This window comes from Streptomyces sp. CWNU-52B (assembly GCF_047444975.1).
Classification (GTDB): Bacteria; Actinomycetota; Actinomycetes; order Streptomycetales; family Streptomycetaceae; genus Streptomyces.
In genome coordinates this window covers 130436-153906 of the sequence record NZ_JBLFJV010000044.1, presented here as the reverse complement: position 1 = coordinate 153906, position 23471 = coordinate 130436, and the positions used below count along the sequence as shown (strand labels likewise).

Below are 23471 nucleotides of genomic sequence, written 5' to 3'. Positions count from 1 at the left end.
TCACCGCTCTCCGGACGAACGCGCCGAGGCACGCCGTCTCATCGTGTTCCACTTCCGAGGCTCCCGACCAGCGGAGCCTCTCACCGCACCCCGCTTTCTGCCAAAGCGGGGCTGGCGCATCGCGAGCGCCGTCCGCGCAGCGGGGTCCTCACGCGCGAAGGCGATCAGAAGTCCGATGGCGAACATGGTCGGCAGCAGGGCGGAACCCCCGTAGGAGAACAGCGGGAGCGGGACACCGGCGATCGGCAGCAGACCGAGCACCGCACCGATGTTGATCACGGCCTGAGCCGTGATCCAGGTGGTCACGCCACCCGCGGCGTACCTCACGAAGGGGTCCTCCGTGCGTCCGGCCACGCGGATACCCGCATAGCCTAGAGCCGCGAAGAGCGCGAGCACCGACAGAGTGCCCGCCAGACCCAGTTCCTCACCGGCGATGGCGAAGATGAAGTCGGTGTGGGCCTCGGGCAGTTGGCCCCATTTCTCCATACTCGCGCCGAGGCCCGAGCCGAAGAGGCCGCCGGAGGCGAGGGCGTAGATCCCGTGCACGGCCTGCCAGCAGGAGTCGTCGGGGCCCGGTTCGGTGGCGCCGAGACAGCCGAGGCGGGCCATGCGGTTGGGGCTGGTCTTGATGAGGATCACACCGAGGGTCACCGCGACCGCGAGCACGCCGCCGAAGAGCCGGGTCGGTGCCCCCGCGAGCCACAGGAGGCCGAACAGGATCGCGGTGAGGATGATCGCGGTGCCCATGTCGCCGCCGATCATGATGAGCCCGAGCAGCATGAACGCCACCGGCACGAGCGGCACCAGCATGTGCTTCCACTGGGTCAGCAGCCGCTTGTCCTGCTTGCGGGCGAGCAGGTCGGCGCCCCACAGCACGAGGGCGAGCTTGCCGAACTCGCTGGGCTGGAGCTGGAAGGGGCCGCCGACCGAGATCCAGTTCTGGTTGCCGTTGACCGCGACTCCTATCCCCGGCACCTGGACGAGGATCATCAGGAAGACCGAGCCCGCGAGCATCGGGTACGCCAGCGCCCGGTGCAGTTTGGACGGCATCCGCGAGGCGGCCAGCAGCAGCAGACCGCCGAGCACGGCCGCGAGGAACTGCTTGCGGAAGAAGTAGGAGCCGGGCAGCGACAGCTGGAGCGCGGTGATCTGCGACGCCGAGTACACCATCACCAGACCGAGCACGGTGATCAGCAGACTGCCGCCGAGGATCAGGTAGTACGCGGTCAGGGGCCGGTCCCAGGCGCGGCGCGCGCGGACGTAGAGCCGGCCCACCGGGTTGTCGCGCGGGGGGCGGGGCCCGGCGGGCCGAGGGGGCCGCCGGGTGGCACGCTGGACGGGAGGACGCCCCGTACGGCTACTGGCCACGACGGGGCCTCCTCGCCGCGGAAGGCCGCTGTGCCGGTTCCCTCGGCGGCCCCCCGGGCCCGGGGGGCACCGCGTGGGGCGCGGGGCGGCACAGCGCCGTGCCGTCGGCCGGGGGCCGCCGCCGGTACACCGACCACGATGGCGTCACGTGTCGCTCCCAAGGATCCCGGGTGCCGGGGCCGGCCAGGGGCCTGCCGTCAGGCGCCCGCGGCGCCGAGTTCGCGGACCGCTTCCGCGAACATGTCACCGCGCTGGTTGTAGTTGGCGAACATGTCCATGGAGGCACAGGCCGGCGCCATGAGCACCGTGTCGCCGGCGCGGGCGAGCCGTGCGGCCTCCTGGACCGCCGCGGGCATCGTCCCAGTGTCCGTCCGGTCGAGGTCGACCACCGGCACCTCGGGCGCGTGTCGCGTGAGGGCTTCGTGGATGAGGGCCCGGTCGGCGCCGAACAGGACGACGCCCCGCAGCCGCTTCGCCGACCCCGCGACGAGTTCGTCGAAGGTGGCGCCCTTGGCGAGCCCGCCCGCGATCCACACGATCGACTCGTACGCCGCCAAGGAGGCCTGCGCCGCATGCGTGTTGGTGGCCTTGGAGTCGTCGACGTAGGCGACGCCGTCCACCTCGGCCACGTACTCGATGCGGTGGGCGTCGGGCCTGAAGGCGCGCAGCCCGTCCCGTACGGCCGTGGCGGGCACGCCGTAGGCGCGGGCGAGGGCCGCCGCCGCGAGGGCGTTGGCGACGTTGTGCGGGGCGGGCGGCTGGACGTCCGCGACCTCGGCGAGTTCCTGGGCCTGCTTGTGCCGGTCCTCGACGAAGGCGCGGTCGACCAGGATGCCGTCCACGACGCCGAGTTGGGACGGCCCCGGGGTGCCGAGCGTGAAGCCGACGGCCCGGCAGCCCTCCTCGACGTCCGCGCCGCGCACCAGGTCCTCGGTGGCCTTGTCGGCCACGTTGTACACGCAGGCGACCTGGTTGCCCTCGTAGACGCGGCCCTTGTCGGCGGCGTACGCCTCCATGGAGCCGTGCCAGTCGAGGTGGTCGGGCGCGAGGTTCAGGACGGCCGCGGAGTGGACGCGCAGGGAGGGCGCCCAGTGCAGCTGGTAGCTGGACAGTTCCACGGCGAGCACGTCGAGATCGGCGTACGCGTCGTCGTTGCCCAGCACGACGTCGACGATCGGCGTGCCGATGTTGCCCACCGCGGCCGTACGCAGGCCCGCGGCGGTCAGGATCGAGGCGAGCATCCGGGTGGTGGTGGTCTTGCCGTTGGTGCCCGTGACGGCCAGCCAGGGGGCGGCCTTCCTGCCGCCGTGGCCGCGCAGGCGCCAGGCGATCTCGACGTCGCCCACGACGTCGACGCCCACCGCCGCGGCGGCCAGGAAGAGGGGGCTGTCCGGCTTCCAGCCCGGCGAGGTGACCACCAGGTCGGTGCCCTCGGGCAGCGTCCCGGCGTCCGCGAGGCGGACCTGGATGCCCTCGCGCTCCAGGGGCGCGGCCCGCTCGCGGTGGGCCGGGGAGTCGCCTCCGTCGACGACGGTGACGGACGCGCCGAGGCGGGCCAGGGCGCGGGCGGCACTGATGCCGCTCACGCCGAGACCGGCGACGGTGATGTTCTTGCCCTGCCAGTCGAAGGCGGTCGTCACTTCTTGGCTGCCCATCCCGCGTAGAAGAGGCCGAGTCCGACGATGACGCACATGCCCTGGATGATCCAGAAGCGGACCACCACAAGGACTTCGGACCACCCCTTGAGTTCGAAGTGGTGCTGGAGCGGTGCCATCCGGAAGACGCGCCTGCCGGTGAGGCGGAACGAGCCGACCTGGATCACGACCGACATGGTGATGAGGACGAAGAGGCCGCCGAGCAGTGCGACGAGCAGCTCGGTGCGCGAGCAGATCGCGAGACCGGCCAGCGCCCCGCCGAGCGCCAGAGAACCGGTGTCCCCCATGAAGATCTTGGCGGGCGAGGTGTTCCACCACAGGAAGCCGAAGCAGGAGCCCATGAGCGCGGCGGCCACGACCGCGAGGTCGAGCGGATCTCGTACCTCGTAGCACGCGGCCGGGTTGGTGAGGGTCTGCGCGTTGGCGCAGGCCTCCTGGAACTGCCAGACGCCGATGAACGTGTAGGCGCCGAACACCATCGTCGCGGCGCCGGTGGCCAGGCCGTCCAGACCGTCCGTCAGGTTCACGCCGTTCGACATCGCGAGAATCATGAACAGCGCCCAGAGCACGAACAGCACCGGGCCGATGGACCAGCCGAAGTCCTGCACGAAGGAGAGCTTGGTGGAGGCCGGGGTGTTGTTGCGGTTGTCCGCGAACTGCAGCGAGAGCACCGCGAAGGAGATGCCGACGATCAGCTGTCCGGCCATCTTCGCCTTGGCCCGCAGACCGAGCGAACGCCGCTTGACGATCTTGATGTAGTCGTCGAGGAAACCGACCACGCCCATGCCGGTCATCAGGCCGAGCACCAGCAGTCCGGAGAACGTCGGCGGCTTCCCCGTGATCACCTTGCTGAGGAAGTACGCCAGGAGCGTGGCCAGGATGAAGGCGATACCACCCATGGTCGGCGTACCGCGCTTGGCGTGGTGCTCGCGGGGGCCGTCGTCACGGATGTACTGGCCGTAGCCCTTGCGGGCCAGCAGCTTGATCAGCAGAGGAGTGCCCACGAGAGTCAGGAAGAGGCCGATGACTCCCGCGAACAGGATCTGATTCATCATCGGACGGCGACCTCACCCTCGGTGCCCTCGACCAGCGCCTGCGCGACCCGTTCGAGACCGACCGACCGGGACGCCTTCACGAGTACGACGTCTCCCGGGCGCAGCTGACTGCGCAACAGGTCGACCGCCGACTGTGCGTCGGACACGTGCACCGACTCCTCACCCCACGAACCCTCGTTATATGCGCCCAGTTGCAGCCAGGACGCTTCCCTGCCCCCGACCGCGACGAGCTTGCTGACGTTGAGCCGGACGGCGAGCCGTCCGACCGCGTCGTGCTCGGCGAGCGCCTCGTCCCCGAGCTCGGCCATCTGACCGAGCACCGCCCACGTCCGACCCCCTTGTGCCCGTGAGGCTTTGCCCATGGCCGCGAGCGCGCGCAGGGCGGCTCGCATGGACTCGGGGTTCGCGTTGTAGGCGTCGTTGACGACCGTCACGCCGTCCGGGCGCTCGGTGACCTCCATCCGCCAACGGGAGAGGGAGCCCGCCTCGGAGAGCGCGGTGGCGATCTCGTCTGCGGACAGGCCCAGCTCATGGGCGACGGCGGCGGCGGCGAGCGCGTTCGACACGTGGTGCTCACCGTACAGGCGCATGGTCACTTCGCTGCACCCGGAGGGTGTGTGAAGCCTGAACGCGGGCTGTCCGCGCCCGGTGAGCCGCACGTTCTCGGCCCGTACGTCCGCTTCGTCGGACTCTCCGAAGAGGATCACGCGTGCCTTCGTACGCGAGGCCATGGCCCGTACGAGGGGATCGTCGGCGTTCAGGACGGCGACGCCGCCGGCCTCGGACGAGGGCAGGCCCTCCACCAACTCGCCCTTGGCCCGGGCGATCTGCTCACGGCCGCCGAACTCGCCGATGTGGGCGGTGCCGACGTTGAGCACGAGGCCGATTTTCGGGGGCGTCAAATCCGCGAGGTAGCGGATGTGGCCGATCCCACGGGCGCCCATCTCCAGGACGAGGAAGCGGGTCTCCTCGGTGGCGCTGAGCGCGGTGAGCGGCAGCCCGATCTCGTTGTTGAGGGAGCCGGGCGTGAAGACCGTGGGTGCCTTGGTGCGGAGCACCTGGGCGATCAGGTCCTTGGTGCTGGTCTTGCCCGCGGAGCCGGTGAGGGCCACCAGGGTCGCGCCGAGCCGCTCCACCACGTGGCGCGCGAGGGCGCCCAGGGCCCGCTGGACGTCGTCCACGACGATCGCGGGCACGCCGACGGGCCGGGTGGCCAGGACGGCCGCCGCGCCCGCCGCGACGACGTCCGCGGCGAAGTCGTGCCCGTCCACGCGCTCGCCCGCGAAGGCGACGAAGAGGCTGCCGGGGCCCACTTCCCGGGAGTCTCTGACGACTTCTCCGGTGACCTGGACCGACGGATCCGGTATGTCGTGCGTCTGCCCGCCGACGACTGAGGCGATCTCGGCGAGAGAGAGGGCGATCACAAGTTCATCCCTGGGTCTTCTGGATAGCTGCGCGGAGCACCTGGCGGTCGTCGAAGGGACGGATCACCCCGGCGATGTCCTGGCCCTGTTCATGGCCCTTGCCCGCGATCAGCACGGTGTCGCCGGGCTGTGCGCGGGCGACGGCCGCGGCGATCGCGGCGGCCCGGTCCTCGAAGACCTGGACCTCTCCGCGCTCGTGCGCCGGCACCTCGGCGGCGCCCGCGAGCATCGTGGCGAGGATGGCGAGGGGGTCCTCGCCACGGGGGTTGTCCGAGGTCAGTACGGCGATGTCGGAGAGCCGGACCGCGGCGGCGCCCATCGGCATCCGCTTGGTCTTGTCCCGGTCCCCGCCGCAGCCGAGGACGATGTGCAGCTTGCCCTCGGTCACCTTGCGCAGGGCCCGCAGAACGGACTCGACGGCGTCCGTCTTGTGCGCGTAGTCGACGACCGCCAGGTACGGCTGTCCGGCGTCCACGCGCTCCAGGCGGCCCGGTACGCCCGGTACGGCGGCGATGCCGTCCGCGGCGGTCTGCGGGTCGATCCCGGCGACGGCGAGGGAGACGATCGCGGCGAGCGTGTTGGCCACGTTGAAGGGGCCCGCGAGGGGTGACTTGGCGGTGATCCGCTCGCCCTCGGGGCCGACCGCGACGAAGTCCGAGTCCATCGGACCGACCCGGACGTCCTCGGCGCGCCAGTCGGCGTCCGGGTGGCCCTCGGCGGAGAACGTCACCACCGGGACGCCGGCCTCCTTGACCAGTCTGCGGCCGTACTCGTCGTCGAGGTTGACCACGCCGAGCCTGCTGCGGTCCGGCGCGAACAGCTGCGCCTTGGCCCGGAAGTAGTCCTCCATGTCGGAGTGGAACTCCATGTGTTCCGGGCTGAGGTTGGTGAAGACCGCGATGTCGAAGACGCAGCCGTCGACCCGGCCGAGGACCAGCGCGTGGCTGGAGACCTCCATGGCGACCGCCTCGACGCCGCGCTCGCGCATGACCGCGAACAGCGCCTGGAGGTCGGTGGCCTCGGGCGTCGTGCGCTCCGACTTGATGCGCTCGTCGCCGATGCGCATCTCCACGGTGCCGATGAGTCCGGTGCTGCGGACCCCCTTCAGGCCGCCCTCGACGAGGTACGCCGTCGTGGTCTTGCCGGAGGTGCCGGTGATGCCGATCTGGAGCAGGTCGGGTCCGGGGTGGCCGTAGATCGAGGCGGCCAGCTCGCCCATCTGCCCGCGCGGGTCGTCGACGACGAGGACCGGCAGGCCGGTGGCCTCGGCGCGGGCGGCACCCGTCGGGTCGGTCAGCACGGCGACGGCGCCGAGTCCTGCCGCCTGCGTCACGAAGTCGGCGCCGTGCATCCGGGCGCCGGGCAGTGCGGCGTAGATGTCGCCCGGACGTACGGCGCGCGAGTCATGGGTGATGCCCGTGACCTCGGCGGCGCCTTCCGGGCGGCCGGCACCCAGCTGGTCGGCGAGCTCCGCGAGGGGTGTGGCGGAGTTCTGGACCGGTCGCGGCGGCCCCGGATATGTCACAGGGACGCCCTTCTGGGTGGTTTGGGACTGATCGGCGTGTGGCACGGCGGTGAGCGTACCGGGCACACCCCTGCCGGAGCGAAGCGAGGGGCGTGGCGGGGCGGGCGTCGAGCCGTCGTCGCCGGGAGCGGGAGTGATCGTCGTCAAGAGCTTGTTCCTGGTCGGTGGTCCGGGCGGTGGCACGTGGTGTCCGGGTGGGCACGCGAGGGTGCGTGGGCGGCGCCGGTCAGGGCGTGAAGGTGACGGGAAGTCCGGGGGCCTTGTCCCCGGTGGGCGGCACCTGGAGGGTCTTCAGCGCGAACTCCAGGACCTGCTTGTAGACGGGCCCGCAGATCTGGCCGCCGAAGTAGCTGCCCTTGGTGGCGTTCTGGATGGCGCAGTACACGGTGACGCGGGGGTTGTCCGCGGGGGCGAAACCCGCGAAGGACGAGGTGTATCCGTGGTAGCGGCCGGTGGCCGGATCCACACGGTTGGCCGTGCCGGTCTTGCCCGCGACGCGGTAGCCGGGGATACGCGCCTTGGTGCCGGTGCCCTCCTCGTCGTCCACGACGGACTCCAGCATCTGCGCCACGGTCTTCGCGGTCTTCTCGCTGACGACCCGGGTCTTCTTGGGCTCGGGGGCCGGGGTGAAGCGTCCGTCGGCTCCCTTCGTGCCGCGGACGAGCGTCGGTTCCACGCGTACGCCGCCGTTGGCGATCGTCGAGTAGACGGAGGCCGCCTGCATCGCGTTGATGGACACGCCCTGGCCGAAGGGGATCGTGTACTGCTGGGAGGTCGACCACTGGCCGGCCGGGGCGAGGATGCCCTTCGTCTCACCGGGGAAGTCCAGGCCCGTGTAGCCGCCGATGCCGAACTTGCGCAGATACGAGTAGAGGACCTGGTTGGCCTCCTTCTGCGTGTCGCCGAGCTGGCCGGTCGCCAGGATGGTGCCGATGTTGCTGGACTTGGCGAGGACGCCGTTGAGCGTCAGGTACCAGGTCGGGTGGTCGATGTCGTCGCGGAAGAGCCGGTCGCCGCGGTGCAGCCGGTTGGGCACGGTGACGTGCGTGGCGGGTGTGGCGGCGCCCTCCTCCAGGACGGCGGCCATCGACATGACCTTGGCGGTGGAACCGGGCTCGAAGGCGTCCTCCAGGCTCCAGTTGTGCAGGGCGCCCCCGTCGGCCCGGGAGAGGTCGTTCGGGTCGAAGCCGGGCGCGTTGGCCATCGCGAGGATCTCGCCGGTCCGGTTGTCCTGCACCATCACGTACCCGCGGTCCGCCTTCGACTTCTCGACCTGCTCGGAGATGGCGTTCTGCGCGGCCCACTGGATGTCGCGGTCGATGGTCAGCTCGACCTCGGAGCCGGCCACGGCGGGCTTCTCGGTGGAGCCCGCGGTGGGCACCTGCCGTCCGCCGGACTGGGCGTAGCGGATCTTGCCGTCCTTGCCGGACAGCTCCTTGTCGAGCTGCTGCTCGACGCCGCCGCCGCCCTTGCCGTCGGCGTTGACCCAGCCCAGTATCCCGGCGCCGAGGTCGCCGTTCGGGTAGACCCGCTTGCTGCTGGGTTCCTGGAGGACGCCCGCGAGGACGTTCACCTCCGAACCGCCCTCGCCGGCCTTCTCGGCGAGGGTGCTCTTGAGGTCCTTGATCTGCGTCCAGACCTGGGGGGTCTGGCGGCGGGCGAGCACGACGTAGCGGCTGTCGGGGGTCCGGAGCTTCCCGGCGAGTTCCTCGGGGTCCTTGTCGAGGATCGGGCCGAGCAGGGCGGCGGCCTGCTCGGGGGCGTCGCCGATCTTCGTGGCCTTCCGGGTGAACAGCGCGGGGTCGGCGGTGATGTCGTTCGTGTCCACGCTGATCGCCAGCTCGACGCCGTTGCGGTCGGTGATCTGGCCGCGCGAGGCGGTCAGGGTGCGGCTGAGGTACCGGTTCTTGTCGGCCTTGGCCGTGTACTCGCTCGCGTCGACCGCCTGCACCTGGAGGAGCCGTACGACGAAGGCGATCAGTACGAGGGCCAGGGCCAGGCTGACCAGGCGCAGCCTGGGGCGGGGGCTGCCGAGCCGGATGACGCGTGGAGCCTTGGCGCGGGGCGGGGCGGGGCGGCGGGTGGGCCGGGCGCCGGGCCCCGGACGGCGCTGTCCGCCGGGCTTGGCGGACCCGCCGGGTTTCACGGACCGGGCGGGCGCGGGCACCCTGCGGCGCGGGGGTTCCCTGTCGGACACTTCCGTCACCTGCCGGGAGTCGTATGGGGCGGCGTGGACTGCGGGGCGGACTCCGTGGCCGGATCCGGCGTCCCGGTGGCCGACACGGGCCCGGTGGACACCTGGGGTGCCGTGGGGACGGCGGCCTGTTCGGAGGCGAGCGCCTCGGGCGGCCGGATCACGGGGGAGAACACGGACGACTGCTCGGGGGCCGCGCTGGGGACGCCGAGGACCGAGCCGTCGGGGTTGAGGAAGGCCGGGTCGCCGCCGGGCACCATGCCCAGTTCGTGGGCGCGGCGCTGGAGGGCGTCGGGGGCGGAGTAGGCGTCCACGTCCCGCTGGAGCGCCTGTTCCTCGTCGGTGAGGCTCTTGGTGTCCTTCTGGAGGTCGTCGAGCTGGAACGACCCCTCGCTGAGCGCCGAGTTCAGTACCAGGAGCCCGATGAGGCCGCCGCCGAGCAGCAGCACCACCAGGAGGACGAAGGGGGTCCGGGCGGCCTGCCCCGAGCCCGTCGGGAAGAGCCGCGCGAGCCGGGCCGCTCGCCCTTTCAGTTCGGGTTTCCTACTCACTCACCCTCCAGGTGAGTTCGGGTTTCCGGCCGGCGGGTCCGGCGGTCAGGACCGTGCGCCCGGCGAGTCCGGTTGGCCAACTCACTCGCCCTTCCCCTCACTCGGCTCACTCGGCGTCCTCGCGGATGCGCTGTGCTCCGCGCAGTCGCGCCGGAGCGGCCCGCCGGTTCTCCGCGATCTCTTCCTCGGTGGGGAGTTCGGCACCGCGGGTGAGCAGCTTGAGCCGGGGCTGGTAGCGCTCGGGGACGACCGGCAGTCCGGGCGGCGCGGTGGTGGCGGCGCCCGCCGCGAGCACGTGCTTCACCAGCCGGTCCTCCAGGGAGTGGTACGACAGCACGGCGATCCGGCCCTCGACGGCGAGCGCCTTCACGGCGGCGGGAATCGCCCGCTCCAGGACGGTGAGTTCGCCGTTGACCTCGATGCGCAGTGCCTGGAACGTCCGCTTGGCGGGGTTGCCGCCGGTGCGCTTGGCCGCCTGCGGCAGGGAGTCCCGGATCAGCTCGACGAGCCGCGCGCTGTTGGTGAAGGGATCCTTGTCGCGTTCGCGCACGACCGCGGACACGATCCGCTTGGCCTGCTTCTCCTCGCCGTACGCCCGCAGGATCCGGACGAGTTCGCCGGGCGGGTAGGTGTTGAGCACCTCGGCCGCGCCGATGCCGGTCGTCTGGTCCATCCGCATGTCGAGCGGCGCGTCCTGGGCGTAGGCGAAGCCGCGGTCCGCCTCGTCGAGCTGCATGGAGGAGACGCCCAGGTCGAACAGGACGCCCTGGACGCTCGGGACGCCCAGGCGGTCGAGCACGTCGGGGAGTTCGTCGTAGACCGCGTGCACCAGCTCCGCCCGGTCGCCGAAGGGGGCGAGCCGCTCCGCGGAGAGGCGCAGCGCCTCCTTGTCGCGGTCCAGGGCGACCAGGCGCGCCTCGGGGAACCGGCTGAGCAGTGCCTCGCTGTGGCCGCCGAGGCCGAGGGTGCAGTCGACGACCGCGGCTCCCGGCCGCTCCAGTGCGGGGGCCAGCATGTCCAGACACCGCTGGAGCATCACCGGGACGTGTCGACTGTTGCTCAAGGGGCCCTCTCAGGTCCGCGCGGCCGGTACGCACCGCGCCGGGTCCCCGCCCTCCCGCGGCCGGCACGGAGAGGTACCCCCGAGTGAGGGGGAGGCCTGCCGGCGCCAAGAGCGTCAGCCGACCGGGAGCGGGAGGAGGCCGAGCCGTACGTACGCGCCGCGCACGTGGGGAGATCCCGGCATGTCGCCGGTCCTCCGGGGGATAGCAGTCCAGCAGGGAGGACAGCTCGCCTCCCGCTTCGCGTCACTTTAGTCCACGGTGTCTCGCGGTCAATGAACCGGCCTGCGCGTCGCGACTCTCACTGACGATCAAGCGGCAAACCGGCAATTTCCACCCGTACGGGTGCACTCGGTCCACCCTTGTGGGTTACCTCACAACAACGCTCATTGATGTTCTTTGTCCCCTCTCACAGCGGGCCCGAACAGCGAGTGCCCCTTACCGTCATAGGTATGACGACGTCCGCATCCGTTCCCACCGAACCCGAAGACGCCATGTCCCGTCGCGGTACGGTCACCGACCGCCTGGTCGACGCCAACGAGCGGTACGCCGCGGCGTTCACCGATCCCGGCATGGACGCCCGGCCCGTCCTGCGTGTCGCGGTCGTGGCCTGCATGGACGCCCGCCTCGACCTGCACGACGCGCTGGGCCTCGCACTCGGCGACTGCCACACCATCCGCAACGCGGGCGGCGTGGTCACCGACGACGTGATCCGCTCCCTCACCATCAGCCAGCGCGCGCTCGGCACCCGCAGCGTCGCGCTCATCCACCACACCGGCTGCGGCCTGGAGGCCCTCACCGAGGACTTCCGCCACGAGCTGGAGATGGAGGTCGGCCAGCGCCCCGCCTGGGCGGTCGAGGCCTTCCGCGACGTCGAGCAGGATGTGCGGCAGTCCATGCAGCGCGTGCGTACCTCTCCGTTCCTTCTGCACACGGACGACGTACGTGGTTTCGTGTTCGACGTGAAGACGGGCCTGCTGCGTGAGATAGACCCCACCTGACGCCGGCACGACCTGGCCAAAGATCACAAGAACAGACATATCGCGGCCAGTTATCCACAGGCGAGTGACACGAACCGGTAACGGCAACAAGAATGCGTGTGTGGCGTCACGCGGAACTTTTCACGCGTGGCGTCCGTGTTCGGGGTGGGCCGGTCCGCACGACTGCGCGTCGGCCCAGAGAAAGAACGGGCCGAGGAGGGCCGGGTGACGACCTATGACGATCGAGCGAGCCTTACAGATCTGACCGCCACTGCGGAGAGAGTCCGCAGTTCGGTGGAGGAAGTGATCGAGGGCAAGCCTGAGGTCGTGCGGCTTTCGCTGACCGTACTGCTCGCCGAGGGGCATCTTCTGATCGAGGATGTCCCCGGCGTCGGCAAGACCATGCTGGCCAAGACACTCGCGCGGTCCATCGACTGCTCGGTGCGACGTATTCAGTTCACGCCCGACCTGCTGCCCTCGGACATCACAGGTGTGTCCATCTGGGACCAGCAGCGCAGGGACTTCGAGTTCAAACCGGGGGCGATCTTCGCGCAGATCGTGATCGGCGACGAGATCAACCGCGCGTCGCCCAAGACGCAGTCGGCACTCCTGGAGTCCATGGAGGAGCGCCAGGTCACCATCGACGGGACGACCTACGAGCTGCCCAGCCCCTTCATGGTGGTGGCCACCCAGAACCCGGTCGAGATGGAGGGCACCTACCCGCTGCCGGAAGCCCAGCGGGACCGATTCATGGCCCGGGTCTCCATCGGCTACCCCAGCGCGGAGGCCGAGTTGCAGATGCTCGACGTCCACGGTGGCGTCTCCCCGCTGGACGACCTCCAGCCGGTGGCGCACGCGCACGAGATCGTGAAGCTCATCGACGCGGTCCGCACGGTGCACGTCGCCGACTCGGTCCGCAGGTACGCGGTCGACCTGGTGGGCGCCACCCGCAGCCACCCGGACCTGAGACTCGGGGCCTCACCGCGCGCCACGCTGCACCTGCTGCGCGCCGCGAAGGCCTCCGCCGCGCTGAGCGGCCGGGACTACGCCCTGCCGGACGACGTCCAGGCCCTCGCCGTGGCGGTCCTGGCCCACCGGCTGCTGCCCACCGCCCAGGCACAGTTGAACCGCCGTACGGCCGAGCAGGTCGTCCTGGAGATCCTCCAGCGCACGGCCGTGCCCTCGGCGCCCCAGCCGCCGGGCAGTCCGGTGATCGGCCGCGGCACGGCCGCCCTGGGCCAGCAGCCGCCCCGGAGGCTGTGATGACCGGCGGCGGGATGCCCGCTGCGACGGCCGAGGAGGACAAGGGCGGGCTGCGCACGGCTCTCGCCGGGCTCACCACGCGCGGGCGGTCGTTCCTGGCCGCCGGCATCGCGGCGGCCGTCTGCGCGTACGTCCTGGGGCAGAGCGATCTGCTCCGGGTCGGGCTGCTGCTCGCGGTCCTGCCGCTGGTCTGCGCGGCCGTGCTCTACCGCACGCGCTACCGGGTCGCCGGCAGCCGCCGCCTCTCCCCCGGCCGCGTACCGGCGGGCTCCGAGGCACGCGTCCATCTGCGGATGGACAACGTCTCGCGGCTGCCCACCGGACTGCTGATGCTCCAGGACCGGGTGCCGTACGTGCTCGGCCCCCGGCCCCGGTTCGTACTGGACCGGGTCGAGGCGGGCGGCCGGCGCGAGGTGTCGTACCGGGTGCGCTCGGACCTGCGCGGCCGCTATCCGCTGGGCCCTCTGCAACTGCGGCTCAGCGACCCCTTCGGGATGTGCGAGCTGACCCGCTCCTTCTCGACGTACGACACCCTCACCGTCGTCCCGCGCGTGGAGCCCCTGCCACCGGTGCGGCTGACCGGTGAGGCGAAGGGGTACGGCGACGGGCGGCAGCGCTCGCTCGCCCTGGCCGGCGAGGACGACGTGATCCCGCGCGGGTACCGCTACGGCGACGACCTGCGCCGGGTCCACTGGCGCCTGACCGCCCGGTACGGCGAACTGATGGTGCGCCGGGAGGAGCAGCCGCAGCGCTCCCGCTGCACGGTGCTCCTCGACACCCGGGGCATCGCCTTCGACGGCGCGGGCCCGGACTCGGCCTTCGAGTGGGCCGTGTCGGGCACGGCGTCGACACTGGTCCACATGCTCGAACGAGGCTTCTCCGTACGGCTGCTGACCGACACCGGCACCTCGGTGCCGGGTGAGGGCACCGACGGGTTCGCCGGCGCGAGCCAGGAGTCGGCGGACGCGGCGGGTCTGATGATGGACACCCTCGCGGTGATCGACCACTCCGACGGTACGGGCCTGTCCCGGGCCTACGACGTGCTGCGCGGCGGCAACGAAGGACTGCTGGTGGCCTTCCTCGGCGACCTGGACGAGGAGCAGGCGACGGTGCTCGCCAAGATGCGCCAGCGCAGCGGCGGGGCGGTCGCCTTCCTGCTGGACAGCGAGGCATGGGTGCGGGGCACCGACGAGGAACAGATCGAGGAGCGGCTTCGGATGCTGCGTGAGGCGGGCTGGACCGCCCTGGTCGTACCGCCGGGTGTCGGCCTGGCCGACCTGTGGCGGGAGGCGGACCGACAGCGCAACGGAGTCGCGTCGACCGGCGGCACGGCAGGGAGCGGTGGCTCATGAGCGGACGCGCACGACTGGCGCTGTGCGCCGCGGCGGCGACGCTGCTGGCGTCCTGCGCGCTGCTGCCGCTGGTCGATCCGGCGAGCTGGTTCCTCCAGGCGGCGTTCCTCCTCGCGGTGCAGACCGGGGTGGGCGCGGCGGCCCGGCGGGTGCCCCTGGCCCGGCCGCTGACGATCGCGGCGCAGGCGCTGGTGACCCTGCTGCTGCTGACGCTGTCGTTCGCCCGGGAGCAGGCCGTCGCCGGGCTGATCCCCGGCCCCGACGTGTTCCGTCACTTCGGTGAACTGCTGCAGGCCGGCTCGGACGACGTCGGACGGTACTCGATACCGGCACCGCTCTCCGACGGCATCCGGCTGATGATGGTCGGCGGGGTCGTGGTGATCGGACTCGCGGTGGACGCGCTCGCGGTGACGTTCCGCAGCGCGGCCCCCGCCGGACTGCCGCTGCTCGCGCTGTACTCCGTCGCCGCGGGTCTCGCGGACGGCGCCGCCGGGTGGGTCTGGTTCCTGCTGGCGGCCGCCGGCTATCTGGTGCTGCTGCTCGCCGAGGGGCGTGACCGGCTCTCGCAGTGGGGCCGGGTCTTCGGCGGCGGGCCCCGCGCGCCGGGCGTGGACCCCTCGGACAGCGCGGTCGCGCCGGTCCGTACGGGGCGGCGCATCGGCGCCGTCGCGCTCGGTATCTCCCTGGTCGTGCCGCTCGCCCTGCCCGCGCTCGACGGCGGCCTGCTGGACGCCGCGGGGACGGGCGTCGGCACGGGTTCCGGAGGCGGCGGCACCATCTCCGCGGTGAACCCGCTGGTCTCGCTCCGCGACAGCCTGAACGTGGACGAGGACCGCGAGGTCATGTCCTACCGCACCAACTCCGAGGAGACCCAGGACCTCTATCTGCGGATCGTCTCGCTCGACGAGTTCGACGGCACGGCGTGGAAGCCGGCCAAGCGTCATGTCGAGGACGTGCCGGGGTCGTTCCCGGCCCCGCCCGGCCTCAGCGACGAGGTGCCGCGCACCGAGATCCAGACGAGGATCTCGGCGGCCGACTGGTACGCGCAGGACTGGCTGCCCATGCCCTACCCGGCCAGCCAGGTGGGGATCGACGGCAAGTGGCGGTACGAGCCCGTGGGCCGCACGCTCGTCGGCGACCACGGCCAGACCACCCGCGGCCAGGAGTACACGGTCAAGAGCCTGATCGTGCAGCCGACCGCGGACCAGCTCGCCAACGCGCCCGAGGCGCCCGAGGTGCTGAAGCGCCAGTTCACCAGGGTGCCGGGCTCGCTGCCGCCGGTGGTGGCCGAGACGGCACGGCAGGTCACGGCGGACTCGGCCAACGACTACGAGCGCGCGGTGAAGCTGCAGGACTGGTTCGCCCTGGAGGGCGGCTTCACGTACGACACGGAGGTGCAGGTCGGCAGTGGGTCCCAGGCGATAGCGCGCTTCCTGAGGGACAAGGAGGGCTTCTGCGTCCACTTCTCCTTCGCGATGGCCTCCATGGCCCGCACGCTGGGCATACCGGCCCGTGTCGCGGTGGGCTTCACTCCTGGTTCGCCCAAGTCCGACGGCACGATGGCGGTGGGTCTGCGGGACGCGCACGCCTGGCCCGAGCTGTACTTCGAGGGCGTGGGCTGGACCCGTTTCGAGCCGACGCCGAACCGCGGCTCGGTGCCGGAGTACACCCGCGAGGACACGCCCGGCACGACGCTTCCCAACCCGGACGTGCCGTCGCGGTCCTCGTCCACGGCGCCCTCCTCCGAACCGTCGAGCAGCGAGAGCTGCACGGCCGAGGAGAAGAAGCTGGAGCAGCCCTGCGGCAGCGAGTCTCCGCAGGCCGCCTTCGGGACGACGAACGACGGTCCGCCGCGGTTCCTGCTCATCGGGCTCGCCCTGGCGGCCGGGCTCCTCGTGCTCGCGGTGCCGCTGCTGCCGATGTTCTGGCGGATGCGGACCCGGTCGGTGCGGCTCGGTCCGCACGGCCGCACCGACGCGGCCACCGGGGGCGCCACGCTGGCGGCCTGGCAGGAGATGTGCGACACGGCGTGGGACTTCGGTATCGCGCCCGACGAGTCGCAGACGCCGCGCAAGGCGGCGGCACGGATCGTCGGCGCCGGACACCTCGATCCGGAGGCCGCCGCCTCCGTCCACCGGGTCGCCGACGCGGTGGAGCAGGTCCTGTACGCGCCGCAGCCACGGCCCGCCATGGGTCTGGGCGATGACGTGCGCCGGATGACCGCGGGTCTGCGGGCCACGGCCGGCCGGGGTACGCGCCTGCGCGCGCTGCTCGCCCCACGCTCGACCGTACGGGTGGCGTGGGCGTTCTCCGAGGGCTGGATCACGCTGAAGTCCCGGGCCGCGGCCCGCTGGACGGCGCTCGTACGGCGGCCCTCCGGGCAGGGCAGCGGCTGAGGACGACCCGGCTGCCGAAGCCGGAAAAGAGAACAGAGGCAAAGAGATGAGGGGGGTGCCTGCCCGGCTCGGGCAGGCACCCCCCTCTCTTTCACGGGTCGGGCTTCACGGTTCGGGCACGCGGAAGGGGTGGCCACCTCGAAGGTGGTCACCCCTACGCGCGTACGTCTGTCGCTGTCGGCCGGGACTCTGTGGGCTACTGGCCGCCCTGGTCGTCACGGCGCCGCTGCCAGCGCTGTTCGATGCGGTCCATCATGGAGCGCCGCTGCCGACCCTGACCGCGGGTCTGCGAAGCACCCGGCGCAGCACCCGCCGCGGGCTGTTCACCCGGCTTGGGGGCCTTGCGCCAACCGGTGACGGCGAGCACCGCGCAGCCCAGCATGACGAGAAAACCCACCACGCTGACCCAGATCTGCTGTGCGACCATTCCGGCCATGAGGAGCGCGATACCTACGAGGAAGCCCGCGACCGCCTGGTAGACCCGTCGCCGGGTGTACGTACGCAGCCCGCTTCCCTCAAGCGCTGTCGCGAACTTGGGATCTTCGGCGTACAGCGCTCGCTCCATCTGCTCGAGCATTCGCTGCTCGTGCTCCGAGAGCGGCACGGCGTCCTCCTCATCGTGCAGTCGCCGGGGCGACCGGGGGTCCCCTTCAGGATAGGCAGGGAATCGCCCCCGTGAAACCCGCCCCTCTGCGCCAATTCGCCAACCGGAACCCGCCATGGCGCTCCGATCCACTGAGGCGTAGATTCCCCAGCGACCGGCCCGTCATGCCGAACGGTCTCCCCCGATCATACGGCTCCGAGCGCCCGATCGGGGGGCCTGTGGCGTACTCCATCTGCTGCCGCGCCCCTGATCAGCGGTGCGACGCAGGAGGCAGCTCACCCCTCAGCCGACTCCCGCGTCACACCGAGCACATGGAGCTGCGTGGCAACGGAGTGGAAGGCGGCGAGTTCGGCGGCCGCGGCCTCCAGCTTCAGGAGGGCGTCGAGGGCGCCCGGCTCGGTGTCCACGAGGACCCCGGGCACCAGGTCCGCGAAGACCCGTACACCGTGCACGGCGCCGACGCTCAGGCCCGCGCCCTCGACCAGAGCGGTGAGCTGATCGGCCGTGAAGCGCCGCGGAACATGATCACCCTCGCCCCAGCGGCCATCCGGGTCACTCAGGGCGTGGCGGGCCTCCGTGAAGTGTCCGGCGAGGGCCCGTGCGAGCACGGCGCCGCCCAGTCCCGCGGCGAGCAGGCTGAGGACGCCGTCGGGACGCAGCGCGCCGACCGCGTTGCGAAGGCCCTCGGCGGGGTCGTCCACGTACTCGAGCACGCCGTGGCACAGCACGACGTCGTAGCCGCCGCGCTCGACGACGTCGAAGAGGCCGTGCGCGTCGCCCTGGACGCCCTGGACGCGGTCGGCGACGTCGGCCTCGGCGGCCCGGCGCTCCAGCGCGAACAGCGCGTTCGGGCTGGGGTCCACGACGGTGACGCGGTGGCCGAGGCGGGCCACGGGCACCGCGAGGTTGCCGCTGCCCCCTCCCGCGTCGAGCACGTCCAGCGACTCCCGGCCCGTGGCCTTGACCCGGCGGTCGAGGGCGTCCGTCAGCACGTCCCAGACCACGGCGGTACGGAGCGAGGCGCGGGGACCAGAGGGGCCGGAGCGCGGCGACGCCGGTTCAGGGCGGCGGGAGGCGGGCGGGCGCATCGGGTCCGACACGGCAGTTGACTCCTCGGCGCGGCACCGCCGGCGTGTGCGGCGGAGCGATGGGGGTATCTCCCCCGCCCTGTCCGGCACCGGGGAGATTCAGGCGTTCCCAACCCTATTGCCTCACGTCCACTGCCCGGCTCGCCGTCTCGCGCGCCGGACGCACGGCCTCCGTCCGACCCGGACCACCGGCCCGGACCTCCGACCCGGACAACCGGTGCGGACCACCGGTGCGGACGGCGGGCGAGCCGCGGTTCGGCCTCCGGCGGACCCCGGCCGTCCCCGCGGCGCGGTCGGCGCCCTCCTCGGGGCCCGGGCGAGGGCGGCGTCATCCCGCGTCCGGGACGGCCGGCACGGCCTGGGCGTCCGACGGGATCCGCGCCTCCCGGCCGCCCTCCTGCCGTGGGTCGCCCTGCCGCGGCTGGGGCAGGACCGGCTGGAGCACCAGCATGCGCTCGACGAGGCGGAGGAACATCGCCACGTCACGCAGCAGGTCGTCGGCGTCGCGGACGGTGGCCGCGCCCTGGATGCCGGCCTCCGCGCGGGCGCGGCGGCGGGCCCCGGAGGCGAACAGCACGCTCCACTCCGCGAGTTCGGGCGCTGTCTCCGGCAGCACCTCCCAGGCGCTGCGGATCCTGGCCCGGCGCCGCTCGCTGGTCTCGGGGCGGCCCCGGGCGGCGAGCACGGCCGCGGCGGTGCGCAGGGCGGCCAGGTGTGCCGTGGCATACCGCTCGTTCGGTGTTTCCAGCAGGGACGCCTCGTCGAGTCCGGCGCGGGCCTGGGCGAGCAGATCGAGGGCGGCGGGAGGGGCCGTGGCCCGGCGGAGCACGGGGTGCACATCGCTCGCCGGACCGGTCAGTGAGGGGGCAGGGCCGGTGGCGCGGCGCCGGTGAGCGGCGGCTGCGGAAGAGCTGGCCATGACGAACCTCCTGTCGTCGTGTGACGGCACGCCCCGACAGGAGATGCCGTATGCGCCTATCGTGCGGTATGCCACTGACAATCCGTTCTGACCTGCGCTTTTGCCTCGATCACAGGTTCGGGGTAATTTTTGCACTGACTAGTCAGTGCAAAGACTTTGCGGTCCAAGGACCCGGAGGGCGGGGGACGTTGTGGATGGTCCGTACGGACTCGGTGTCACTGCCGAGGGCTTCGGGCTCAAGGGGCCTCGCGGCTGGGCGTTCCGCGGCGTGGACGTCGACGCGGAGCCCGGTTCGCTGATCGCGGTCGAGGGGCCCTCGGGCTCGGGCCGTACCTGCCTGCTGCTCGCGCTCACCGGGCGGATGAAGCCCACCGAGGGGCACGCGCGCGTGGGGCACTCCGAACTGCCCGGGCGGATGGCGGCGGTCCGCCGGTGCAGCGCGCTGGCCCATGTGCCCGGCGTCACCGACCTGGAGCCGGCGCTGTCCGTCGCCGAGCACCTCCGGGAGCGCGCCCTGCTCCAGCGGCGGTTCGGCGGCACCGTACGCGGGCTGCTGCGGCCTCGCCGGGAGCGGCGGGCGGAGGAACGGCGGCGGATCGACGACGCGCTGACCGCCGCCGGGCTGGACCGGGAGTCGCTGCCCAAGGGAGCCAGGACCGCCGTCCGCGACCTGGAACGCCTGGAGGCGCTGCGCCTGTCCGTGGCCCTCGCCCTGATCGGCCGCCCGGGGCTGCTGGGCGTCGACGACACCGACCTGAAGCTCTCGGCGGCCGAACGGGACGAGGTCTGGACGATGTTGCGCTCGCTCAGCGCCGCCGGGACCACGGTCGTGGCCGTGTGCGCCGAGGCACCCGAGGGCGCGGTCGTGGTGTCCACCGCCCCCGCGGACGCGGAACCCGAGCACGACAGCCAGGACGACGGCCCGCACGACGGCCGGGACGACAACCAGGACAACGGTCGGGACGACGGCCAGAACATGGAGACGGTGGATGCGCTCGCCTAGGCTCGCCGCGCTGGAGATCAAGCGGTTCGGCAGGGGCAGGCTCCCGCGTGCCGCGCTGGCCGCGCTCCTGCTGCTGCCCCTGTTGTACGGCGCCCTCTACCTGTGGTCGTTCTGGGACCCGTACGGCCGTCTCGACCGCATCCCCGTGGCACTGGTGAACGACGACCGGGGAGCGACCACCGCCGAGAAGAGCGGCGAGAAGGCCGGCGGGAAGATCGTGGTCGGGGACGAGATCACCGAGGGTCTGCACCGGAGCGAGACGTTCGACTGGCAGGAGGTGAGCGCCGCCGAGGCCCGCGAGGGGGTCGAGAACGGCAGGTACTACCTGTCGCTGACCATGCCGTCGGACTTCAGCAGGAGGATCGCGTCCAGTTCGGGCGACTCCCCCGAGACGGGCGCCCTCCAGGTGCGCACGAACGACGCGAACAACTACATCGTCGGGCAGATCTCCCGGACCGTCTTCAGCGAGGTGCGCTCCGCCGCCTCGACCAAGGCGTCCCGGTCGTTCCTCGACCGGATCTTCGTCTCGTTCTCCGACATCCACGGGAGGACCGAGAAGGCCGCCGAGGGGGCCGACACCCTCAAGGGCGGCATCGGGAAGGCCAAGAAGGGCTCCAAGGACCTCGCGGACGGCCTCGCGGACGCCGAGAAGGGCAGTGGCAGGCTCTCCGCCGGACTGAAGAAGCTCGACACGGGCGCGGGCGACCTGGCGGACGGCTCGCGGCAGGTGTCGGACGGCACGCAGCGACTCGCGGACAAGGTCAACGCGGTCGCGGACAAGGTGGGGCCCTTCCTGAAGGGCAACGAGAAGGAGATCGGCGACACCGCGCGGCTCGTCGCGGACTCCGCCTCCGCCGTCCGCCACAACCTCGGCACGCTGGCGCGCAGGGCCCCGGCCGCCGCCGAGGGAGCGCACACCGCCTCCGACACGCTGGACGGCGTCTACCGGGCGCGCTGCGCGGACCAGGACCTGCCGCTGCCCGACGCGGCCTGCCCCGACCTGAAGAAGGCCAGGGACGCCGCCGCGGACGTGGCGAAGGTCGCCGACGACGTCGACACGCTGGTGGCCGACCAGGACGGCGGCCTGAAGACCCTCGACAAGCACCTGGCCACCCTGGAGAAGCAGGCGCGGGCCCTCGCCGACCGCTCACCGCACCTGTCCGAGGACCTCGCCACGGCCGTCTCCAGGATCAACGCGCTCAACAAGGGGGCAGGAAAGGTCGCCAAGGGGGCCAGGACCCTGCACACCGGGCTCGGCACGGCCAAGAAGGGCGCCGCCGACCTCGACAGCGGCGTCGGCAGGCTCGGCACGGGCGCGAACGACCTCGAAGGCGGCATGTACAAGCTCGTCGACGGCTCGGGGAAGCTCGCCGGCGGGCTGCACGACGGCGCCGGGCAGATCCCCGACTACGACAAGAAGGACCGCGACCGGCGCACCGGGGTCATGGCCGACCCCGTACAGCTCGCTTCGAAGGATCTGCACAAGGCGCCCAACTACGGCACCGGTTTCGCGCCGTACTTCATTCCGCTGTCCCTGTGGGTGGGCGCGATGGTCGCCTACATGCTGATCCCGCCGCTCAGCCGGCGGGCGCTCGCCGCGGGCGCCCCCGCCTGGCGGATCGCGCTGGCGGGCTGGCTGCCGGTGGCCGCCCTCGGCGTGCTCCAGACGGTCGCGCTGATGTCCGTACTGCACTGGGCGATCGGCCTGCAGGCGGTGCGGGCGGCCGGGACGGTGGCCTTCCTGTTCCTGGTGACGGTGTGCTTCGCGGCGATCGTGCAGTGGCTCAACGCGCGCTTCGGAGCGGCCGGGCGGATCCTCGTCCTCGCCCTGCTGATGCTCCAGCTGACGTCGGCCGGCGGCACGTATCCCGTGCAGACCAGCCCGGGGTTCTTCAACGCGATCCACCCCTTCATGCCGATGAGTTACGTCGTCGAGGCCCTGCGCAGGCTCATCACGGGCGGCGGGCTGGGACCGGTCTGGCAGGCGTGCGCCGTCCTCACCGCCTTCACCCTGGGCGCCCTCGCGCTCACCGCCGTGTCCGCACGACGACGGCAGGTATGGACCCTCGATCGTCTGCACCCGGAGCTGAGCCTGTGACAATCGGGGCCATGGAAAGCAGCAAGACGGCGGGCAGCGGCGGCGGCCGACGACAGGCGACCCGGCAGAAGCTCTACGAGGCGGCGGTGACCCTCATCGCCGAACAGGGTTTCTCGGCCACCACCGTGGACGAGATCGCCGAGCGTGCCGGAGTGGCGAAGGGCACGGTCTACTACAACTTCGCCAGCAAGTCCGTCCTCTTCGAGGAGTTGCTCCGGCACGGTGTGGGACTGCTCACCGCCTCTCTGCGGGAGGCGGTCGACAAGACCGACCGGGAGGGCGGCAGCAGGGTCGACGCGCTGGACGCGATGATCCGGGCGGGCCTGGTCTTCATCGGCCGCTACCCGGCGTTCACCCAGCTCTACGTGGCGGAGCTGTGGCGCACCAACCGGGCCTGGCAGTCCACGCTGATGGTGGTCAGGCAGCAGGCCGTCGCGGTCGTCGAGGACGTCCTGCGGGACGGGATCACGAACGGCGAGCTGAGCGACGAGATCGACACCCCGCTGACGGCGGCGGCGCTGGTCGGGATGGTGCTGGTGGCTGCCCTGGACTGGCAGGCGTTCCAGCCGCAGCGCTCCCTGGACGAGGTGCACGCCGCGCTGTCCCTGCTGCTCCAGGGGCGGGTCGGCGGGGAGCGCCTCGGACGCAGATGAGCGCCGGTCCGGCGTGGCCGCGTCCCCCGCGGGCCACGCCGGACCGGCGTCCCTCCTGCGTTCCCCCCGTACGTTCCCCCGTACCGGTCCCCCCTCGGGCCCCCGTGCCTCGCTTCCGCCGAGTCCTCGGCGGAAGGAGCGGCAGGGGCGCTGCACCGTTCCGCCGCCCCGTGTCGGCGGTGCCGGAGCCGCGCCCCTCTCCGTGCCTCCACTCTGTCGTCCGCGCAGGTCGGCGCCCATCCGCACGCGTACTCAACTCACTCCCTAGGTACGCATACTCAG

Annotated in this window: 18 protein-coding genes; 7 read left to right on the top strand and 11 right to left on the bottom strand. The window is 72.0% G+C overall.

Translation table 11 applies throughout. The features are described 5' to 3' along the window. From ftsW to rsmH, 8 genes are all read right to left on the bottom strand, one after another. Positions 1–1368, bottom strand: a complete 1368-nt coding sequence (gene ftsW, locus ACLVWQ_RS30335; RefSeq protein WP_414112421.1) for a putative lipid II flippase FtsW — start codon at positions 1366–1368, stop codon at positions 1–3. 197 nt (positions 1369–1565) lie between these two features. Next, entirely contained in the window at positions 1566–3023 is a 1458-nt protein-coding gene (gene murD / locus ACLVWQ_RS30330) for a UDP-N-acetylmuramoyl-L-alanine--D-glutamate ligase (RefSeq protein WP_414112420.1), read from the bottom strand. Then, positions 3005–4075, bottom strand: coding sequence for a phospho-N-acetylmuramoyl-pentapeptide-transferase (gene mraY / locus ACLVWQ_RS30325; RefSeq protein WP_414112502.1), 1071 nt, complete (start codon positions 4073–4075; stop codon positions 3005–3007). The genes murD and mraY overlap by 19 nt, the downstream gene beginning before the upstream one ends. Next, positions 4075–5502, bottom strand: coding sequence for a UDP-N-acetylmuramoyl-tripeptide--D-alanyl-D-alanine ligase (locus ACLVWQ_RS30320; RefSeq protein WP_414112419.1), 1428 nt, complete (start codon positions 5500–5502; stop codon positions 4075–4077). The genes mraY and ACLVWQ_RS30320 overlap by 1 nt, the downstream gene beginning before the upstream one ends. Before the next feature lie 4 nt (positions 5503–5506). After that, a complete protein-coding gene (locus ACLVWQ_RS30315) occupies positions 5507–7174 on the bottom strand; it encodes a UDP-N-acetylmuramoyl-L-alanyl-D-glutamate--2,6-diaminopimelate ligase (protein ID WP_414112418.1) in 1668 nt (555 codons plus the stop codon). Positions 7175–7253: 79 nt separating this feature from the next. Continuing rightward, positions 7254–9224 (bottom strand): peptidoglycan D,D-transpeptidase FtsI family protein, encoded by a 1971-nt coding sequence (locus ACLVWQ_RS30310; RefSeq protein WP_414112417.1) that lies wholly within the window; start codon positions 9222–9224, stop codon positions 7254–7256. A gap of 5 nt (positions 9225–9229) precedes the next feature. Continuing rightward, complete coding sequence (locus ACLVWQ_RS30305; RefSeq protein ID WP_414112416.1) at positions 9230–9772, bottom strand: septum formation initiator family protein; 543 nt, start codon at positions 9770–9772, stop codon at positions 9230–9232. Between the two features lie 106 nt (positions 9773–9878). Continuing rightward, positions 9879–10835 carry a 16S rRNA (cytosine(1402)-N(4))-methyltransferase RsmH gene (gene rsmH / locus ACLVWQ_RS30300; RefSeq protein WP_414112415.1) on the bottom strand — a complete coding sequence of 319 codons (957 nt, stop codon included), beginning with the start codon at positions 10833–10835 and terminating at the stop codon, positions 9879–9881. Between the two features lie 450 nt (positions 10836–11285). Between rsmH and ACLVWQ_RS30295 the strand changes: the two genes are divergently transcribed. From ACLVWQ_RS30295 to ACLVWQ_RS30280, 4 genes are all read left to right on the top strand, one after another. Continuing rightward, a complete protein-coding gene (locus ACLVWQ_RS30295) occupies positions 11286–11834 on the top strand; it encodes a beta-class carbonic anhydrase (RefSeq protein WP_414112414.1) in 549 nt (182 codons plus the stop codon). 204 nt (positions 11835–12038) lie between these two features. Continuing rightward, on the top strand, positions 12039–13076 hold the full coding sequence (locus tag ACLVWQ_RS30290; RefSeq protein WP_414112413.1) for an AAA family ATPase: 1038 nt from the start codon (positions 12039–12041) through the stop codon (positions 13074–13076). Further along, complete coding sequence (locus tag ACLVWQ_RS30285) at positions 13076–14428, top strand: DUF58 domain-containing protein (RefSeq protein WP_414112412.1); 1353 nt, start codon at positions 13076–13078, stop codon at positions 14426–14428. Before ACLVWQ_RS30290 ends, ACLVWQ_RS30285 begins: the two co-directional genes overlap by 1 nt. Beyond that, positions 14425–16824 (top strand): DUF3488 and DUF4129 domain-containing transglutaminase family protein, encoded by a 2400-nt coding sequence (locus ACLVWQ_RS30280; RefSeq protein WP_414112411.1) that lies wholly within the window; start codon positions 14425–14427, stop codon positions 16822–16824. Before ACLVWQ_RS30285 ends, ACLVWQ_RS30280 begins: the two co-directional genes overlap by 4 nt. A 196-nt stretch (positions 16825–17020) precedes the next feature. Here ACLVWQ_RS30280 and ACLVWQ_RS30275 read toward each other — a convergent pair whose 3' ends face one another. The 3 genes from ACLVWQ_RS30275 to ACLVWQ_RS30265 all read right to left on the bottom strand — a co-directional run bounded on the left by ACLVWQ_RS30275 (position 17021) and on the right by ACLVWQ_RS30265 (position 19435). Beyond that, a complete protein-coding gene (locus ACLVWQ_RS30275) occupies positions 17021–17428 on the bottom strand; it encodes a DUF3040 domain-containing protein (RefSeq protein WP_414112410.1) in 408 nt (135 codons plus the stop codon). Between the two features lie 275 nt (positions 17429–17703). Continuing rightward, positions 17704–18528, bottom strand: coding sequence for a class I SAM-dependent methyltransferase (locus ACLVWQ_RS30270; protein WP_414112409.1), 825 nt, complete (start codon positions 18526–18528; stop codon positions 17704–17706). Positions 18529–18844: 316 nt separating this feature from the next. Continuing rightward, positions 18845–19435: an SAV_6107 family HEPN domain-containing protein gene (locus tag ACLVWQ_RS30265; protein WP_414112408.1), complete on the bottom strand. Its 591-nt coding sequence runs from the start codon at positions 19433–19435 to the stop codon at positions 18845–18847. Between the two features lie 190 nt (positions 19436–19625). On the opposite strand from ACLVWQ_RS30265, the gene ACLVWQ_RS30260 reads away from it, so the two are divergent. The 3 genes from ACLVWQ_RS30260 to ACLVWQ_RS30250 are packed head-to-tail and all read left to right on the top strand — an operon-like array spanning position 19626 to position 23189. Beyond that, on the top strand, positions 19626–20438 hold the full coding sequence (locus tag ACLVWQ_RS30260; RefSeq protein WP_414112407.1) for an ATP-binding cassette domain-containing protein: 813 nt from the start codon (positions 19626–19628) through the stop codon (positions 20436–20438). After that, the gene (locus tag ACLVWQ_RS30255) at positions 20425–22536 is read left to right on the top strand and encodes a YhgE/Pip family protein (RefSeq protein WP_414112406.1); all 2112 of its coding nucleotides are present in this window, start codon (positions 20425–20427) and stop codon (positions 22534–22536) included. Before ACLVWQ_RS30260 ends, ACLVWQ_RS30255 begins: the two co-directional genes overlap by 14 nt. An 11-nt stretch (positions 22537–22547) precedes the next feature. Further along, positions 22548–23189: a TetR/AcrR family transcriptional regulator gene (locus ACLVWQ_RS30250; protein ID WP_414112405.1), complete on the top strand. Its 642-nt coding sequence runs from the start codon at positions 22548–22550 to the stop codon at positions 23187–23189. Positions 23190–23471: the final 282 nt, after the last annotated feature.